This is a genomic window from Vibrio fortis, from assembly GCF_000695685.1.
Taxonomy (GTDB): Bacteria; Pseudomonadota; Gammaproteobacteria; order Enterobacterales; family Vibrionaceae; genus Vibrio; species Vibrio fortis_A.
Genome location: NZ_JFFR01000025.1, coordinates 317,628 through 336,260, shown reverse-complemented (window position 1 = coordinate 336,260; position 18,633 = coordinate 317,628). Strand labels below are relative to the sequence as shown.

Genomic DNA, 18,633 nt, shown 5'->3' with positions numbered 1-18,633 from the left:
TGACTTATAGAGCCATTAGAGGCTGAACATCAATGTACTTACCAATGTTCTTCGATTTCGCTTTTGGTACATATGGGATCTCACCCAATTTCGGAGCACCTAACTTATCTTCTAACATTGCGATGATGTCAGCGTAATGCTCTGTACCTGGATTAATTCTGTTTGCAACCCAACCGACTAGGTTAAGGCCATCTGCACGAATAGCTTCTGCTGTTAATAGAGCATGGCTTAAACAACCTAGTTTAATACCCACAGTTAATACAACTGGAAGCTGCTCTTTCTTAACCCAATTAGACAAGCACACGTCATCCGATACCGGTACGCGCCAGCCACCAGCACCTTCAACTAGCACAAAGTCCGAGTTCTGTTTGTGTTGCTCTAGTTTTTGAGAAAGCACCGCTTCATCAATTACAACACCATCACGCTTAGCTGCGATGTGAGGAGAAGCCGGAAGCATCAATGCGTATGGATTAACATCATCGTAATCGATGTCTTGAGTTGCCGCTTCTTGAAGATGAAGAGCGTCGCTATTACGCGCGCCTTCAGGGTACTGCTCACAACCCGCTGCGACAGGCTTGTAGCCAATCGTTGAAAGTTCTTTCGCGGCAAAAGCTTGTAGGATCGCTTTTGAAACCACGGTTTTGCCCACTTCGGTATCCGTACCTGCAATAAATAATGCATCAATCATAATTGAATAACCCCTAAACAAACTTGATATGTTGCTGGTAAGAAACCTTGATGGTTTTGAAATGTTCGATACTCTTGCTCGACAAGCTGCAGCATTCTTCTACTGGTCAGACCTTGTGAGCGCCCACTTACGTGGTTGGCACCAATCCCCTTAAGGTCGCGCATTAATTCAAACGCTGAATCGTACCATACTGTGATGGAGGGCAAGTCTAGTAGATGGCGGACACAGCTAGATTGCGCTAACGCAATTTTTACCTGATTGGCGGTAATAAAGTGGTTGACGTGTTGATGTGAGTCAATTTTACTCCATGCCTTTTTCAACTCAATCAGAGAACCATCTAACAAGGTAGAAAAAGCAATAGAGCCACCTTGGCGTGTCACTCTCTTCATTTCTCGCAATGGCATGGAGAGATCATCACACCACTGTAGAGCCAAGCTAGAGAACACCAAATCAAAACGGTCATCCTCAAACGGTAAGGCTTCAGCATCCGCTTGCTGATAAACAGCTACGCCATCTCCACATCTCTGTTTAGCTTGTTCTAACATACCTAATGACAAATCGGCGCAAACAACCGTAGCTCCTCGCTCAATAAGTCGTTTGGAGAAATAGCCTGTCCCACACCCTAGATCTAATGCCTGGTAACCAGTTAGATCGTTAGGTAACTTATCGAGAAGGCGCTGACCTACGTCACGCTGGAATTCAGCATGCTTATCATAATTTTTAGCAGCTTTTCCGAAGGCATCTGCAATCGCCTTTTTATCTTGGACAGTGTAATTATCTACGACGGCTTGCTGTGACATTTACTCTACCTCACGTTGCGTTTCTAACGCACTTTTTAACGAATGAGTCAGCTGGGACACTTGCTCTGGGCTATGATTGGCCGTCAATGTAATTCTGAGACGAGCAGTCCCTACTGGCACTGTCGGCGGACGAATTGCGGTCATCCAAATGCCACTCTCTTTCATTCGGTTTGCAATACTAATAGCATGCTCTGACTGGCCGACCATAAATGGCTTTATCGGCGTATTGGTTTCAATGTAGCCAGTTAGCCCTTTTACACCTTCATGATAAATCGCCTGCAGCTCATTCAATTTATCTCTGCGCCATTGCTGAGTCTGTATCATTTGACAGGCAGTACTTAACGCGAAAGCTTGAGCTGGGGGAATCGCCGTTGAGTAGACATGATGCCTTGCGAACTGGGTTAAGTAATCCCCAACCTCTTTACTACAAAGAATCGCTGCGCCAGACAAGCCAAAAGCCTTACCAAACGTCACCACCAGTAACTCCGGTTTTACTCCTGCAGCCGCACAGCTCCCTGCTCCGTATTCGCCCAATATGCCAATACCATGCGCATCATCGACGGCTAACCAAGCATCGCTCTCCTCAGTCACTCTAGCGACTTCAGTCAATGGCGCTTGGTCACCATCCATACTAAAGACACCTTCAGTGACCACTAATGCATTTTCTGAAACAGCAAGCTGCGACGCCAAATGAGCCACATCATTGTGCTTGAAACGCTTCATTTTCGCAGGAGACAACGCCCCCGCTTCCATAAGCGAAGCGTGATTTAAGCGGTCTTGAATGAGAGTGTCGTTTTTGTCGAGAAGGGAAAACAACAACGCTTGATTTGCGCTGAAGCCTGAGCTGAACAAAATTGCACGCTCGTAGCCTAACCATTCGCATAGTTGGGACTCTAGATTTTGGTGTGCTGCGCTAAAGCCTGTCACCAGTGGTGAAGCACCACTACCGGCCCCATATTGACTTAACCCATCTTGCCAAGCAGAAACCAGCTCCGGATCATTCGCTAAGCCTAAATAATCGTTGCTAGAAAAATTGCTGTAAATCTTAGAGTCGAACTCAATTTCAGAACGACTTACCGATTTAAGAACGTTTAGCTGGCGGTTAAGCCCTTGCTGAACACGGTCAGTAAGGGCTTTTTGAAAACGAGAGTTAAACGCTGGCATCGTAGAACATGTCATCTTTCGTTGGACGAGCCGCAACGCGCTCAACCACTTGATCTAACAGTTCGTTTTCTTGGATTTCGTCTGGCTTTTGAGCCACTTCTTGGCTATTTATACCCAGCTTTTTGAATAGCTGCATATCTGTATCTTCGTCTGGGTTTGGTGTTGTCAGCAGTTTGCAACCGTAGAAGATAGAGTTCGCACCCGCCATAAAGCACATCGCTTGCATCTGTTCATTCATGTTTTCACGACCTGCAGACAGGCGAACTGCCGATTTCGGCATCATGATACGAGCAATTGCGATAAGCTTGATGAAGTCGAAAGACTCAACGTCATCGACGTTTTCCATCGGCGTACCTTTCACTTTAACCAGCATGTTGATTGGCACACTTTCAGGGTGCACAGGTAGGTTAGCGAGTTCAACCAGCAGGCCAGCACGATCATTGGTGCTTTCACCCATGCCGATGATACCGCCAGAACAGATCTTCATACCTGCATCACGAACATGAGATAAGGTATCTAGACGGTCTTGGTAAGTACGAGTCGTAATGATGCTGCCGTAGAACTCAGGAGAGGTATCTAGGTTATGGTTGTAATAATCCAAACCTGCGTCCGCTAATTCACCCGCCTGCTCCGGCGTTAACATACCTAGCGTCATACAAGTCTCTAGACCCATACCTTTCACGCCTTTGATCATCTCAGTTAGATGAGGCATATCACGCTCTTTCGGGTTCTTCCATGCAGCACCCATACAGAAACGCGTAGAGCCTGCGTTTTTCGCTTTTTGAGCGGCATCGAGCACGCGCTCCACTTCCATCAAACGCTCTTTATCAACATCTGTGCGGTAGTGAGCACTTTGTGGACAGTATTTACAGTCTTCTGGACAAGCACCGGTTTTAATAGAAAGAAGTGTACTCACCTGCACGTGGTTGTGCAGTTGGTACTGTCTATGAACGAGTTGAGCTTCAAACATCAAATCCATAAACGGTTTTTCAAGCAGAGCCTTTACTTCAGCTACTGTCCAGTTATGACGAACTTCCACGTGTCGATCCTTTTCTTTTATCTTATTTTGCGCAAATCCACTTTGAGGTTTTGCATTTATGCTTGGCTAGTCTACCGACAAGCTTTAGACTGTCAACACATTGATAAAAACAAAAGTTTACAACCGGTTAATTTTTAATCAAACCAAACATGGAAATCGCTATGGATCTCGCCTTTGATCGCCAGCACATCTGGCATCCCTACACTTCGACCCTCACACCTCTGACCTGCTATCCGATTGTGGGAGCCGAAGGGGTTTTGCTAGAAATGGAAGATGGGAAGCGAGTAATTGATGGTATGTCTTCTTGGTGGTCCACCATCCATGGATACAACCACCCGGTACTAAATGAAGCTGCGCACAGTCAAATTGATAAGGTTTCACATGTTATGTTCGGTGGTATTACTCACCAGCCAGCAATCGACCTATGCAAGAAGCTGCTGAAGCTCGCACCCAGTAGTTTGGAACATGTATTTTTGGCAGACTCGGGCTCAGTCGCTGTTGAGGTGAGTTTAAAGATGGCCTTGCAGTACTGGCATGCAAAAGGACAACCACGCTCCAAGTTCTTAACGCTAAGAGATGGCTATCATGGCGATACCTTCGCTGCCATGTCCGTGACAGACCCAGAGAACTCAATGCATAGTCTTTACAAAGGATTCCTGCCGGAACATATCTTTGCAGCTTCTCCAAAAATTGGTTTCTGGGATGAATGGAACCCGGACGACATCAACAGCTTCAGAGAAAAACTCAGCATCCATCATCAAGAAATTGCAGCAGTGATCTTAGAGCCCATCGTACAGGGTGCCGGCGGAATGCGTATCTATCATCCAGAGTTTCTAAAACAGGTGAGAGCACTGTGTGATGAATTTAATGTGCTGTTAATACTTGACGAAATTGCCACAGGCTTTGGTCGCACAGGCAAGCTGTTTGCCTGTGAGCACGCAGATATTCAACCGGACATTCTATGTGTTGGCAAAGCATTGACTGGGGGGTATATGACCCTTTCGGCGACGCTTGCAAGCAAAGACGTAGCTGATACTGTGTGTGGCGGCGAAGCCGGATGTTTTATGCACGGTCCTACCTTCATGGGCAACCCACTCGCGTGTGCCGTTGGTGCAGCAAGTCTTGGGTTAATCGAACAAGGTGATTGGCAATTACAGACGAAACAAATCGAATCACTTTTCTCAGAGCTGCTTCCAAAACTCAAACAACATGAGTTGGTCAAAGACGTTCGTTGGTTGGGCGCGATTGGCGTAGTGGAAACTCACACGCCCGTTGATATGGAAGCAATACAAGCTCACTTTGTTGAACAAGGGGTATGGATCCGACCTTTCGGAAAGCTGATTTATATGATGCCTCCATTTATCAGTGAATCGCATCATATCGAGAAATTGGTCTCCGCCATAGATAGTGCGCTTCAACGACCAGAGTGTTTTCAATAAGCGAGCAATGCACTCATGCATTAAAGTATGAACGGTTGTCCGTCAAAACAACCGTTCATATTAACTGCTAACTCGTTTCTGTTAGCTCATTGTTTGTTTTGAAACAATTCATCGCAACTGGCTATCTTTACTCGCTCGGCGATTAAACAAGGCGTGTTGGTGAGAGGTATGCTCCAACATTGACTGACACTCAATACACAATCGTACCCCTTGCATCGCTAATCGTCTTTTCTCTGGGATCTCGTCACCACACTCATCGCAATAGTGAGCACTTTCTCCAGTCTTGATGTTACCTCTCACACGAGAGATCTCATCGGAAATGGTATCTTGAATTTGCTGGCTAACACTGTCGTCGCCAGCCCACCCTACAGCCATATGCCCTCCTCAATGTCGTTATGAGAAAATCAATTCCTACCGCGGTAGGCGACCATTATACGAGCAACATCTATTGGATATAATCTAGCGTATGAGCAAATAACTATTACCTATTTGTAACAATAGCTAGATTCGGGCAATAAAAAACCCAGCGCAGTGGCTGGGTTTCAATATCAGAGGTTAACTCATTAACCGATGTGCGTTACGCCGCCCATGTACTTCTGAAGTACTGTTGGGATTGCGATACGGCCATCTGCTTCTTGGTTGTTCTCTAGAATCGCTACCATTGTACGACCTACAGCAAGACCAGAACCGTTTAGTGTGTGTACAAGCTCAGGTTTCTTCTCACCTTTACGACGGAAACGCGCTTGCATACGGCGAGCTTGGAAGTCCCACATGTTTGAACAAGATGAGATTTCACGGTAAGTCTCTTGAGCTGGAACCCAAACTTCTAAATCGTAAGTTTTCGCAGCGCCGAAGCCCATGTCACCTGTACATAGAACCACTTTACGGTAAGGAAGCTCTAGAAGTTGTAGAACTTTCTCAGCGTGACCCGTTAGTTCTTCTAGTGCTGCCATTGAATCTTCCGGCTTAGTGATCTGTACAAGCTCAACTTTGTCGAACTGGTGCATACGGATAAGACCACGAGTATCACGACCGTAAGAACCTGCTTCAGAACGGAAACAAGGCGTGTGAGCTGTCATCTTAAGTGGCAGTTCCGCTTCTTCCGTAATGGTATCGCGCACTAGGTTCGTTACTGGAACTTCCGCAGTTGGGATAAGCGATAGTTTCTTAAGAGGAACATCACTTACCTGCTCTGTTAGCGGGCTTGTGTGGAACAGGTCTTCACCGAACTTAGGTAATTGACCAGTACCGTATAGGCTGTCGTGGTTCACTAGGTACGGTACGTACATCTCTGTATAGCCGTGCTCATCAGTGTGAAGGTCTAGCATGAACTGAGCAATTGCACGGTGTAGACGCGCAAATTTACCCTTCATTACGATGAAGCGAGAACCAGAAATCTTAACCGCGCTTGCGAAATCAAGACCACCAGAAAGCTCACCAAGATCAACGTGATCTTTTACTTCAAAGTCGTAAGTCTTTGGCTCGCCCCAACGAGAGATCTCTACGTTGTCGTCTTCGTCTTTACCTGCTGGTACTGACTCGTCTGGCAGGTTAGGGATTGCCATTGTGATCGCTTCAAGCTCACCTTGAAGATCTGCTAGTGCAACTTTAGCTGCATCTAGTTCAGAACCTAGGTTACCTACTTCTGCAAGGATGCGCTCAGCTTCTTCGTGATCGCCTTTCGCTTTTGCTTGGCCAATGGACTTCGAGCGAGAGTTACGTAACGCTTGCAGTTCTTCAGTTTTCATTTGAAGGGACTTACGTTTTTCTTCAAGTTCACGAATTGTCTCTACATCAAGGTCAAAGCCTCGACGTGCTAATTTTGCCGCTGTTTCATCCAGCTCAGCTCGAAGTAATTTAGAATCCAGCATTGCTAATCCTATGCTTTAGTTATTTGAATATTCAGTAGCTTGACCACTGAAACACCACTAAACCGCCAAAATTGATGATTATTTCATCACTTTTTAACGATTTAATCTGAATTTTATGACTAGGTTAAGATATCCAAAAAAGGCTACTTTTCATAGCGTTTTTGTGGGCTTTTTGCGTCCAAATCCGCCAGATAATCTAGCTTCTCGCCAATCTTGGTCTCTAAGCCTCGTTTTGTTGGGAAATAGTACTGACGCTCACCCATTTCTGGTGACAGATACTTTTCCCCCGCCGCGTAGGCCCCAGGTTCATCATGAGCATAACGGTATTCTTGCCCATAGCCCATGTCCTTCATCAAACTTGTTGGCGCATTTCTTAAGTGATGAGGCACTTCGTACTCAGGTAAGTTATGTGCATCGGTAAGTGCTTGCTTCCATGCAGTGTAAACGGCGTTACTCTTTGGTGCACAAGCAAGGTAGACAACCGCTTGAGCAATCGCGCGTTCGCCTTCTGCAGGACCAATACGAGTAAAGCAATCCCAAGCTGAAATCGCAACCTGCATGGCTCTTGGGTCAGCGTTACCGATATCTTCTGATGCAATCGCCAACAGACGTCTCACGATGTACAAGGGATCACAACCAGCAGCAATCATACGTGCCGACCAATACAACGCAGCATCTGGGTTTGAACCACGAATGGACTTATGCACTGCTGAAATCAAGTCATACCAAATGTCGCCTTTATTATCAAAGCGAGCCACCTTCTCACCAGCGACTTCTGCTAGCAATTGAAGCGTAATTGACTTGCGGCCTTGCTCATCATCCTCAGCCATATCGTAAAGTAGCTCAAGATAGTTCAGTGACATGCGCGCATCGCCATTCACCAACTCAGCTAAACGATCTAATACGTTGTCTGCAAAGTGGGCACTCACATCACCTAGACCACGCTCTTTATCTTCAATGGCTTGGCGGATCACGAGAGAGATATCATCAGTGTTGAGAGAAGTCAGTTTGTAGACACGCGCTCTCGAGAGCAAAGCGTTATTGAGTTCGAAAGACGGGTTTTCGGTTGTCGCTCCAATAAAGGTAACGGTGCCATCTTCGATATGCGGTAAAAACGCATCTTGTTGGCTTTTGTTGAACCTGTGCACCTCATCCACAAACAAAATAGTTCGACGGCCCGCTTGCTTGTTCTCACGAGCTTTATCAATCGCTACGCGAATGTCTTTCACACCCGAAGTAACCGCTGACACGCGCTCGACTTCAGCATTGGCATAATTCGCCGCCACCTCAGCTAAAGTCGTCTTTCCGGTACCCGGTGGTCCCCACAAGATCATGGAGTGAATATGACCAGCTTCGAGCGCTCGACGCAGAGGTTTACCCGGTCCCAAAATATGCTGTTGACCGATGTACTGCTCAACCGTTTCTGGTCTCATACGAGCAGCAAGGGGACGAAAATCTTCGTCCCCCGAAAAGTCTAAACTGTAGTTACTCAATGGCTATCTCTTGATTCACTATTAAATTGGACAACACTAAAGAATCAGTTTCTTTGGTCGTCAACTTCGACACCCTCTGGGGCAACGAAAGTAAAACGATCACTGCTTGGCTTACCAAGTTCAACATTACTGAATGTGAACTCACCTTTTTGACCGTCCTGCTCAATGACATTAAAGCCTTGAACGATGCCTTTGTCGTTGATCTGAATTTGGAAATCCCCTTGATTCGAATCAACAGCCGTTGGCTTGAGTGTAAATTGGTTACCCGATTGGGTTACATCGTAGTTATCCCAATCACTCTGTTGGTTGCGAGTAAGCAATACAAATGGAGTTTGCGCCGTTGCTTGTTCTTGCCAGTAGATACTGACTTGCTCAATGAACGGGCTATAGTACCAGAGGCTTTGACCATCAGAGACCAATAGATTTTCATCTGGGAACGTTGTTTCCCAGCGGAATAAGCTTGGGCGTGCAATTTCTACTGTACCCTCTCCTTCCATGACAACATCGCCATCAGGGCTTGTGACAACCTGTTTGAAATCAGCACTAAAACCTGCGTTTAGCGCCAGTCGGTTGCTCAGTTCTTCCTTCGGTGAAGCGAAAACGGAAAAACTCATAAATAGAAGTGCGAGTGTTTTTTTCATTAATTATCCTGTTACAAGGTAAATCGGTCATAAAGCTATGACCGATCATTAAGGGTTGAGTTCCGATCTACGCAATTAAGCGATTACTCTTTCGGCGGTGCTGGTGCTAATACTTCACGGTTACCATTGTGCCCCGGTGGGCTCACGATACCTTGAGCTTCTAACTGCTCAACAATACGAGCTGCACGGTTATAGCCGATCTTAAATCGACGCTGAACACCCGACACCGAGCCACGACGTGACTGAACCACATGCTCAACAACCTGATCAAACAATGGATCAACGTCTTCATCGCCTTCCATTTTCTCTCCAGGAAGCAGAGTTTCTGGAGTCTGTTCACCGTTGGTGATTTCATCGATGTAGTTCGGCTTACCACGTGCTTTCCAGTCGTTTACAACAGCATGTACATCATCATCTGATGCGAATGCACCGTGAACACGAATGGTATGACTTGAACCCGGTGGTAGATACAGCATGTCACCCATACCGAGTAGTGATTCTGCGCCACCTTGATCCAAGATAGTACGAGAGTCTGTTTTCGTCGATACGGTGAACGCGACACGAGTTGGGATATTCGCTTTAATCAAACCAGTGATTACATCAACCGACGGGCGCTGCGTGGCAAGAATCAAGTGAATACCTGCTGCACGTGCTTTCTGAGCTAAACGAGCAATTAATTCTTCAACTTTCTTACCCACCACCATCATTAAGTCGGCAAATTCGTCGACAACCACAACGATGTAAGGCAGTTTTTCAAGCAATGGAGGCTCTGGATCCATGCTGTCGCCAGCTTGCCACAATGGGTCATGAATTGGGTGCCCCGCTTCCGCCGCCATTTTCAGCTTATCGTTGTAGCCTTTGATGTTACGTACGCCTAACGCTGACATCAGCTTATAACGTCGCTCCATCTCTCCCACACACCAGCGCAGTGCGTTAGAAGCATCTTTCATATCGGTAACCACTTCTGACAATAGATGTGGGATACCTTCATAGATAGATAGCTCAAGCATTTTCGGGTCAATCATAATGAAGCGCAGATCTTCAGGCGTTGCTTTATACAGCATACTCAAGATCATCACGTTCACACCCACCGATTTACCCGAACCCGTGGTACCTGCCACCAGCACGTGAGGCATTTTTGCGATATCAGCAATAACCGCTTCACCCGCGATATCTTGCCCCATCACGACTGTTGTTGGTGATTTAGCATCAATAAACTGCTGACTACCCACCACATCAGAGAAGAAGACTGTTTGTCGACTCATGTTTGGCAGTTCTAAACCTACGTATGGTTTACCCGGAATAACCTCTACAACACGGACTGCCATCGCGGACAATGAACGTGCTAAGTCCATCGATAGACTTGAGATTCGACTCACTTTCACACCCGGAGCAAGGTCAAGTTCAAATCGAGTAATAACTGGGCCAGGGAAAATATCCACTACCTCAGCTTTAATCTTGTAGTCAGCTAGTTTTGACTCAACCAGACGAGCGATATCTTCTAGAGCATCGCGGTCAATAAAGTTGTCACGCTTCTCAGGGTGATAAAGTAGTTCTAGGGTCGGCATCGGTGACGTTGGCTTAGGCAGATTAGGCTCTTTTTGAACCAAGAACGGGTTTTGCGCGGCTGCCATATTCGCCTGAGCTTCAGAAACAATATTCTGGAACGCCGCAACATCTTGGTCTGGGTGTGCCGATTCTTCTTCCGTTACTTCTTCCCAAGGCAAGTCAATCGCCTGCTCTTCAACTTTATCTACTTGAGTCTCCGTTTCGTTCAAATTACTTTCGTCAATACTAGATTCTTGACGAGGTGTCTCTTCAAAAGCAGTTTCTTCAGCAATCTCATTATCAGCAGCAGGTTGTTCAATGAACATAGGTTCTGGCACAATTTCTGGCTCTGGGTCCGATGTAAACGATACTTGTTCTACTGGTTCACTGTTTTGTAACGGCTCCGCAATATATTCGGGTTCTTGTTCAACAACAGGCTCTGGCGCAGCCTGAGGCTCAGCAGGCTGCTCTTGCATGTACTCTTGATAAGCAGCTTGCGAATGATGAGCTTCTGCTTGCGCTTGCTCGGCTAAGTCATCCTCATCCATCGCAGCATGCTCTAGCTGCTCTATTGTTGCATTCAGCTGCTTAGAGCGCTCTACACCTTCTTCCAATGGCTCTTCCGGCGCATGATAAACTGGCTCAGGTCTTTCAACTGGCTTAGGTACTTCTATTGGTTGAGGCTCAACGATCTCTTGTGTAAACGCAGCTTGTTCTGTAGGAGATGTTTTAACTGCAGCTTCTGGCGCTTTTTCAGGCATATGAATATTGAAGTGACGCTTAGGCTCTTCTGCCACAGGCATTTCCACTTCTGGTTCAGCGGTTGCCGAGAAGTGTAGGCTAGGATCGCTCGTCAGTGGGTCATGTGCTTCTTCAACCTCTTCAGCAATACCCTCAATTGGCGGATTCGACGCCGCTAGTTGTAGTTCATCGTGCTGCTCAGCTTCTCTTAATTCAGGCTCCATTACCTCTTGGTCGTGACCACGCACTTTATTGACAAGCGCGGTAAATAGACGGATTGCCGAATCACCTAACCATTCAACAATGCTTAACCAAGAGATACCTGTTAACAGAGTGAAGCCCGCCCCCCACAAAAAGAGCAGCACTAATGTAGAACCTAAGATGTTTAATGTCGGCAACGCTAAGCTAGTTAGTACATCACCAATCACACCACCTGATGAAAAGTACCAGATATCGTCAAAGTTGATATCTGCCAAACCACAGCTGGTTAATAGAAGAATCGTGAGGCCAAGTAAGCGAGTACCCCATAGCATGAAGTCGATGGTTTCATCTTCGTCGCGCTTGCGGAAAAGAACCCATGCCGCCAGCGTAATAAGAATAGGCAGAGGGTAAGCTAGAGAACCAAAGACAAAAAACAGGGTATCAGCTAACCAAGCACCAACATAGCCGCCTGCGTTTTGAATGTCGCCACCCCAAGCCGTTTGAGACCAAGATGGATCTGCCGGATTAAAAGTCAGCAATGCGACGGCAAGAAGAATTGAAAACAGCACACCTAGAATCAGGCTGCACTCTTTTAAGCGTTGGGTACCCGTCAAACGAGAAGACTGAGGCTCTTCACTCGTTTTGATGATTGTTTCGACTTTGTTGCCGCTCTCTTTGAACATAAACCAGCTTTATAAATGTGTTTGATAAAAACTACTGTTGATTTAACCATATCAAACGGAAAAACCCAATTCCAGAAAGCAAGAAAGCGGAAACTAAGTTCCGCTTTCTTGCTGTTCGACCATTGATGATTAACGAGTTTTAATCACCAGCTGGTTGGTTTGTTTCACTTCTTCCATTACCACGTAAGTACGAGTGTCGTTAACACCAGGTAGACGCAATAGCGTATCACCTAGAAGTTTACGGTAAGCACCCATATCCGATACACGTGTTTTCAAAAGATAGTCAAAGTCACCCGACACTAAATGACACTCTTGGATGTCGTCTAGTTTTTGAACGGCAGTGTTAAATTGTTCAAACACATCTGGCGCACCGCGGTTCAATGTGATTTCAACAAACACCAATAGTGATGCATCTAAGTACTGAGGATTAAGCAGCGCTGTATACCCTGTAATGTACCCTTGACGCTCCAAACGACGAACACGTTCAAGACACGGAGTCGGAGAAAGACCCACACGTTTTGAAAGTTCAACGTTCGAAATACGACCGTCTTTTTGCAACTCATTAAGAATGTTGCGGTCGATACGGTCTAGTTCCTTGGACGGCTTCTTATAGTTGTCTGCCATTTTTTATTCCACCTTATTACTTCCTTGCAAAAAAATATACTACAACTTTTTAATATTCAGTATCAAATTTTATCTCAACATATCTATACTAGATATTAATTCGACAGAATTACCCTACACACAGTTAATACAACTACTATAGATTATACAACCAAAATAAAATGAGGATTCAGGATGATTATTGGCGTACCTAAGGAAATCAAAAACCACGAGTACCGTGTTGGTATGATCCCAGCTAGCGTGAGAGAACTAATCTCACATGGTCACCAAGTTTTTGTTGAAACCAATGCCGGCAACGGTATCGGCTTTTCAGACGATGATTACATCGCTGTAGGCGCATCCATTCTTCCTACTGCTGCTGACGTATTCGCGAAAGCAGATATGATTGTAAAGGTTAAAGAACCTCAAGCTGTCGAGCGAGCTATGCTTCGTGAAGGGCAAATATTATTTACTTATTTACACCTTGCACCAGATTTTCCACAAACTGAAGAGCTTATCAAGAGCAAAGCTGTCTGCGTAGCCTATGAGACTGTAACAGATAATATGGGTCGCTTGCCACTATTAGCGCCAATGTCTGAAGTTGCAGGTCGCATGTCTATTCAAGCGGGTGCACAAACTCTTGAGAAATCTCACGGCGGTCGTGGTCTTCTACTTGGCGGCGTTCCAGGTGTTGAGCCAGCAAAAGTTGTTGTTGTCGGCGGCGGCGTAGTAGGTGCTAACGCAGCTCGTATGGCTGTTGGCCTACGTGCAGACGTAACTATCCTAGACCGTAACGTTGATACACTTCGTCGCCTAGATGAAGAGTTCCAAGGCCGCGCTAAAGTGGTTTACTCTACTGAAGACGCTATCGAGAAGCACGTTCTTGAAGCTGACCTAGTTATCGGCGCTGTACTAATCCCAGGCGCAGCTGCTCCTAAACTAGTGACTAAAGAGCACATCGCTAAGATGAAGCCAGGCGCAGCAGTCGTTGACGTTGCAATCGACCAAGGCGGTTGTTTCGAGACTTCTCACGCAACAACACACGCAGAACCAACTTACATCGTTGACGACGTAGTTCACTACTGTGTTGCTAACATGCCAGGTGCCGTTGCTCGCACTTCAACATTCGCACTAAACAATGCAACACTTCCTTACATTGTTAAACTAGCGAACAAAGGCTACCGTGAAGCACTTCTAGAAGACAAAGGCTTCCTAGAAGGTCTAAACGTTATCCACGGTAAAGTAACTTGCAAAGAAGTTGCAGAGAGCTTTGACCTAGAATACGTAGATCCAGCTGAAGCTATCGCAATGTTCAACTAAGAAGATTGCTAGACAGTTTTGACTGACTAGAAATGTAAAAGCCAGCTTGATTCTTTTCAAGCTGGCTTTTTTATATCTTATAGCTGGCAACACTAGTTGGCGTCTACTTTAGCTATCCGACTTCCAGCCTCGAATCAGAATATTACGTGGCGTGATGTGTCTTTCGCAAAACTGCTCAATCGACGTTTGGTAGCCCTGCTCCTCTAGGTAGAGCGCCCTATCCAAAGTTAGCCATATTTCTAATGGTCTTCTAAACACTTGCTGTACCAAACTCAGTCGCTCCATATCCCAGAAAAGCTGCTCACCTAACCTTTCATATAACTCGAAATCTAGCTCGCTAGGTAAAACGATCTCTCTCTGATTCGCTGCCCACCAGCAAAATGCTTCAAACCCCTGAGACAATTCTGACTTTTTGATGCTCGGAACTGGTAAATACTCTAAAACTCCAAGCTCACGCTTAATCAGCTGACCAAAGCCCAATCGAAAGCTCATCTCCAATTGACGATGCCTCTTAACACGCTCTCCTCCAGTGACGGTTTCCTGCAATGGAATTCGCAGGTCAGATTTCGAAAGAGAAAGCTGTGCAGACTGCGCCACTTTTGACATTGCTTCATAGCGTTCGGACTGAATCAAGTGGTAGCAACATGGTGAGACCGTAACCGCTGGAAGCGAGTGGTTCACCGCCTTATTGAGCAAGGTGACGTGTAAATCACCACAAGCGTGGAGTGCTACCGCATGTTGATTGTGGTTAAACACCTTATCGGAGTCTTCTGAAAAAGCGTCCCCTTGCACGAATTGCATCGGCAGCTGCTGCGCATCAGCAATCGCTTGGCCACTGTCACACAGCGACTGCTGCCATTCAAAGCTGGTCACTTGTTGCTGCGACTGTTGCGATAAGACTCTCCCTAGGAACCCTTTGCCAGAGCACCATTCCAGCCACTCCGTTCCTTTGTGGTGACCCAATACTGCTTCACTCATCGACATGATCTGCTCTAGCTTTCGCCCAGGGATTCCTGTGTTCGTTCCTTTAGGGAGATCTAACCCTTCTCTTTTCAATGTCGAGAGCTCAACAGCCTCAACAACTTGAGATAATTCAGGGAAAAATGCGTTCAACTCTTCTATCAGAGACGCTGGCTGCTCTTTGAAAGCCAAGATCTGATCATTACTAAGCGATTGTAGCCAAGTAAACAGAGGTTGATTGTGGCTACGCCACGGAAGTTCATCTTGCTGGCAAAGATGGAACGGCTCAGAACGCCAATAAACTTGGTGTTGATGAAGAAAGGAATCAAGAATTTGGAATTTGGATTGCATGCGGCCCCCTGTAATGGAGGGATTGTAGGTGGAAGCCATGCAAATAGAAAGTATTGGTGGACAGCTGATAGTAATCAGGCCTACTCAAAAAGCAGGCCTGAACATCATAATATCTATCTTACCGGAAGTTCGATGTCTTTAAACATCTCTTCAATTTCTTCATTTGATTTCAACGAAATCGCTTGTTCAACGACAGGGCGCGTTAAGTGTGGTGCAAAACGTTCCATAAAATCGAACATGTATGAACGTAAGAAGGTACCACGACGGAAGCCGATACTGGTTGTGCTCGCACCAAATAGGTGGCTCGCATCAATCGCCACTAGGTCTGTATCTTGCTCCGCATCAATCGCCATGCTCGCAATAACACCAACACCAATCCCCATACGCACGTAAGTTTTAATTACATCGGCATCGGTTGCGGTAAACACAACACGTGGTGTTAATCCGACTTTGTTAAACGCAGTGTCGAGTTCTGAACGACCAGTAAAACCGAATACATAGGTCACTAGCGAGTATGCCGCTAAGTCTTCGATAGTTACGTTCTGTTTTTGCGCCAACGGATGGTCTTTCGTCACCACTATTGAACGATTCCAGTGATAACACGGCAACATGATCGCGTCTTGATAGAGATGAAGAGCTTCTGTCGCAATTGCAAAGTTCGCAGTACCCTTCGCCACAGCTTCAGACATCTGGCTTGGCGTGCCTTGGTGCATGTGAAGTGATACTTTTGGATAACGAGCGGTGAAGCCTTTAATCACGTCAGGCAACGCATAACGAGCTTGAGTATGAGTAGTTGAAATGTTCAAAGTACCCATTTCTGGGTGAGTATGTTCGCCAGCCACCGCTTTGATACTCTCGACGCGAGCAAGAATTTCCTGCGAGATTCGAACAATGTCTTCACCTGCTTGCGTCACTTGAGTCAGGTGTTTACCGCTACGCTCGAAGATCTGGATACCTAATTCGTCTTCAAGCAAACGAACTTGCTTACTGATGCCCGGCTGAGACGTATAAAGACTCTCAGCTGTCGCAGAGACATTCAGGTTATGGTTGACTACTTCAACAATGTACTTCAGTTGTTGTAACTTCATCGGTGACCTCGTAATCCTTTACTCATTTCAGTGCTAACTTATTAAGAAAGTAAGCGAGTTAAACTTAGCGAATATAATAAATAGTTATAACGCCTTACTGGCAAAAATGATAGGAAAATTGAGTTTTTATAGAGCCTGATATGAAACCGTCGTCACTCCTTTGTAATCAATCCCTCATTATCGGTAAATAGTTTTCACTTTTTGATTACGTAGCAACATGAACAAGAGATAATGGCAAATCAAAATTTACAAGGCAGATAAGCGATTTACGGGTGTAGATACTCTATGGAATCGTGTATCCTCTGAAGTTAGCGATAGAACACAACAAGCAGACGCAATTATATGAATATTGGTTTAATTATTGCCTTAGTAGCCATTCTTTTGGTGTTGGTATTGGGCTACAACATCATGCTTCAGTACAAAGTTAAGGTAGAAACAGCGAAGAAACAGGAATCTTCTCGTTATTTGACCATTATCGATGGAACGGAAGAGCTGATTGGTAACGCGCATCATATGCCGTTTAGCCAAGACCTACTTGTGTGCTTAAACACACGTATCCTTGATTCGCTTGAAAACATGTATCAGCTCGACCCGAAGAACAAACAACTTGCCCAACGCATTGAGAGTGTGAAGCAACAGATCACTCAGCTTAAAGAGAACTATCAAGGTGGTGAAAGCACTGCATTCCGTGTCCCTAGTAGTGACAAGCAAGCCATTATGATGTTGAAGTTGGTTAAACGCCTACGTGATACGATTCGAAGTGAACACAATAAGGGTCGTTTTGAAACTCAAGCTTACGTTGCAGAGAATGCTCGCCTAGAGACTATCCAGATTCGAATCAACATCGAGAACGTAATTAAACGTGCTAACGACTCAATTGCTCGCGGCCAACCCGGTACAGCTATTCAACTGCTTCGTAAGGGTATTGACGCACTGACCACGAAAAATGACCCATATTCGAACCAGGCTCGTGAGAAGTTACAAGAGATGCTGAACGAACTTGATCAAAAGCGCCAAGATCGCAATGCACAAGAGCTTCAACAAATGGAGTCCAAAGAACGCGAAGACGATATGGATGCGCTATTTGGTCAGAAGAAGAAGTGGTAATTCCACTCATCTAATACAACTCTCCCTAAGGCTGCCTCATTGGCGGCCTTTTTACACCAAGAAAGCCCCTCCTAACCTTAATGTTCCTGTGGTAATATCTCGTTTTTCCAAAACTACTCAAGCTTTAGCATGTATCAAGAACTATTAGCTCCTATTCATTCCTTTCTAAAAGCCGAAACGCCAGACTCTTGGATCGACGAAGCCAAAAAGCCAGAAAACCTGCATATCATTTTGCGCGATCACATGTTGTGTGAGCTAAAAGCCGCTCAAAGTGCCCTATTTCTGATTCGTAAGTATGCGGTTGATAAAGAAAGTGCAATTCAGCTAAATGAGTGGATTAAACCATACGAAGAGTTCGCCTACCGCCGTAAAGGAGATTTAGAATCGCTGCGTGGTAATAGCAACGCATCAAAGCAGATAACAGCCAAAGATGGCTGTGCTTATGGCGACGATCTCATCGACAAAATGGTACTGCTAATCAAAGAGGAACTGCACCACTTTTACCAAGTGATGGAGCTAATGGAAAAGAAAGGTGTCACATATCAACCTATCGAAGCAGGTCGCTACGCAAAAGGCTTGATTAAACATGTGAAAACCTATGAGCCAGACGCTTTAGTGGACAAATTGATTATTGGTGCCTTTATTGAAGCACGCTCTTGTGAGCGCTTCGCAAAACTCGCACCTTTCCTGGAAGAAGATATGGAGAAGTTCTACGTGTCTCTTCTTCGTTCAGAGGCTCGTCACTACCAAGATTATCTAGAGCTTGCAGAACAAATTGCAGGTAAAGATATTTCCGAGCGTGTCGCTCACTTCGCACGTGTAGAAGCGGAGCTCATTACATCTGACGACAGCGACTTTAAGTTCCATAGTGGCGCTCCAGTTATCGCTGCTTAGTG

Annotated in this window: 16 protein-coding genes; 4 read left to right on the top strand and 12 right to left on the bottom strand. The window is 45.7% G+C overall.

The features are described 5' to 3' along the window. Window positions 1-4 precede the first annotated feature (4 nt). From bioD to bioB, 4 genes are read right to left on the bottom strand one after another with little or no spacing between them, the layout of a single operon-like run. A complete protein-coding gene (gene bioD / locus VFDL14_RS07620; RefSeq protein WP_032552090.1) occupies window positions 5-688 on the bottom strand; it encodes a dethiobiotin synthase in 684 nt (227 codons plus the stop codon). Continuing rightward, window positions 685-1,488, bottom strand: a complete 804-nt coding sequence (gene bioC / locus VFDL14_RS07625; protein ID WP_032552089.1) for a malonyl-ACP O-methyltransferase BioC — start codon at window positions 1,486-1,488, stop codon at window positions 685-687. Before bioC ends, bioD begins: the two co-directional genes overlap by 4 nt. Then, window positions 1,489-2,652, bottom strand: a complete 1,164-nt coding sequence (gene bioF / locus VFDL14_RS07630) for an 8-amino-7-oxononanoate synthase (protein WP_032552088.1) — start codon at window positions 2,650-2,652, stop codon at window positions 1,489-1,491. It abuts the gene before it with no gap. After that, the gene (bioB, locus tag VFDL14_RS07635) at window positions 2,639-3,691 is read right to left on the bottom strand and encodes a biotin synthase BioB (RefSeq protein WP_032552087.1); all 1,053 of its coding nucleotides are present in this window, start codon (window positions 3,689-3,691) and stop codon (window positions 2,639-2,641) included. Before bioB ends, bioF begins: the two co-directional genes overlap by 14 nt. A gap of 161 nt (window positions 3,692-3,852) precedes the next feature. Between bioB and bioA the strand changes: the two genes are divergently transcribed. Further along, the gene (gene bioA / locus VFDL14_RS07640; RefSeq protein WP_032552086.1) at window positions 3,853-5,130 is read left to right on the top strand and encodes an adenosylmethionine--8-amino-7-oxononanoate transaminase; all 1,278 of its coding nucleotides are present in this window, start codon (window positions 3,853-3,855) and stop codon (window positions 5,128-5,130) included. 108 nt (window positions 5,131-5,238) lie between these two features. On the opposite strand, the gene VFDL14_RS07645 is transcribed toward bioA, so the two are convergent. The 6 genes from VFDL14_RS07645 to lrp all read right to left on the bottom strand — a co-directional run bounded on the left by VFDL14_RS07645 (window position 5,239) and on the right by lrp (window position 12,932). Beyond that, entirely contained in the window at window positions 5,239-5,505 is a 267-nt protein-coding gene (locus tag VFDL14_RS07645) for a DksA/TraR family C4-type zinc finger protein (RefSeq protein WP_032552085.1), read from the bottom strand. A gap of 188 nt (window positions 5,506-5,693) precedes the next feature. Further along, complete coding sequence (serS, locus tag VFDL14_RS07650) at window positions 5,694-7,001, bottom strand: serine--tRNA ligase (protein WP_032552084.1); 1,308 nt, start codon at window positions 6,999-7,001, stop codon at window positions 5,694-5,696. A gap of 143 nt (window positions 7,002-7,144) precedes the next feature. After that, window positions 7,145-8,494: a replication-associated recombination protein A gene (locus VFDL14_RS07655; RefSeq protein WP_032552083.1), complete on the bottom strand. Its 1,350-nt coding sequence runs from the start codon at window positions 8,492-8,494 to the stop codon at window positions 7,145-7,147. Between the two features lie 44 nt (window positions 8,495-8,538). Then, window positions 8,539-9,135 (bottom strand): outer membrane lipoprotein chaperone LolA, encoded by a 597-nt coding sequence (gene lolA, locus VFDL14_RS07660; RefSeq protein ID WP_032552082.1) that lies wholly within the window; start codon window positions 9,133-9,135, stop codon window positions 8,539-8,541. 83 nt (window positions 9,136-9,218) lie between these two features. Then, entirely contained in the window at window positions 9,219-12,308 is a 3,090-nt protein-coding gene (locus VFDL14_RS0123290) for a DNA translocase FtsK 4TM domain-containing protein (RefSeq protein WP_032552081.1), read from the bottom strand. Window positions 12,309-12,437: 129 nt separating this feature from the next. Further along, window positions 12,438-12,932 carry a leucine-responsive transcriptional regulator Lrp gene (gene lrp / locus VFDL14_RS07665; protein ID WP_004734558.1) on the bottom strand — a complete coding sequence of 165 codons (495 nt, stop codon included), beginning with the start codon at window positions 12,930-12,932 and terminating at the stop codon, window positions 12,438-12,440. 174 nt (window positions 12,933-13,106) lie between these two features. On the opposite strand from lrp, the gene ald reads away from it, so the two are divergent. Further along, complete coding sequence (ald, locus tag VFDL14_RS07670; RefSeq protein ID WP_032552080.1) at window positions 13,107-14,231, top strand: alanine dehydrogenase; 1,125 nt, start codon at window positions 13,107-13,109, stop codon at window positions 14,229-14,231. Between the two features lie 108 nt (window positions 14,232-14,339). Here ald and VFDL14_RS07675 read toward each other — a convergent pair whose 3' ends face one another. Continuing rightward, a complete protein-coding gene (locus tag VFDL14_RS07675; RefSeq protein WP_032552079.1) occupies window positions 14,340-15,542 on the bottom strand; it encodes a methyltransferase in 1,203 nt (400 codons plus the stop codon). 113 nt (window positions 15,543-15,655) lie between these two features. Further along, window positions 15,656-16,630, bottom strand: coding sequence for an HTH-type transcriptional regulator CysB (gene cysB / locus VFDL14_RS07680; RefSeq protein WP_032552078.1), 975 nt, complete (start codon window positions 16,628-16,630; stop codon window positions 15,656-15,658). 342 nt (window positions 16,631-16,972) lie between these two features. Here cysB and VFDL14_RS07685 point away from each other — a divergent pair, with 342 nt between their 5' ends. Next, window positions 16,973-17,737 carry a hypothetical protein gene (locus tag VFDL14_RS07685; protein ID WP_032552077.1) on the top strand — a complete coding sequence of 255 codons (765 nt, stop codon included), beginning with the start codon at window positions 16,973-16,975 and terminating at the stop codon, window positions 17,735-17,737. Between the two features lie 129 nt (window positions 17,738-17,866). Further along, on the top strand, window positions 17,867-18,631 hold the full coding sequence (gene miaE, locus VFDL14_RS07690) for a tRNA isopentenyl-2-thiomethyl-A-37 hydroxylase MiaE (protein WP_032552076.1): 765 nt from the start codon (window positions 17,867-17,869) through the stop codon (window positions 18,629-18,631). Window positions 18,632-18,633 lie beyond the last annotated feature (2 nt).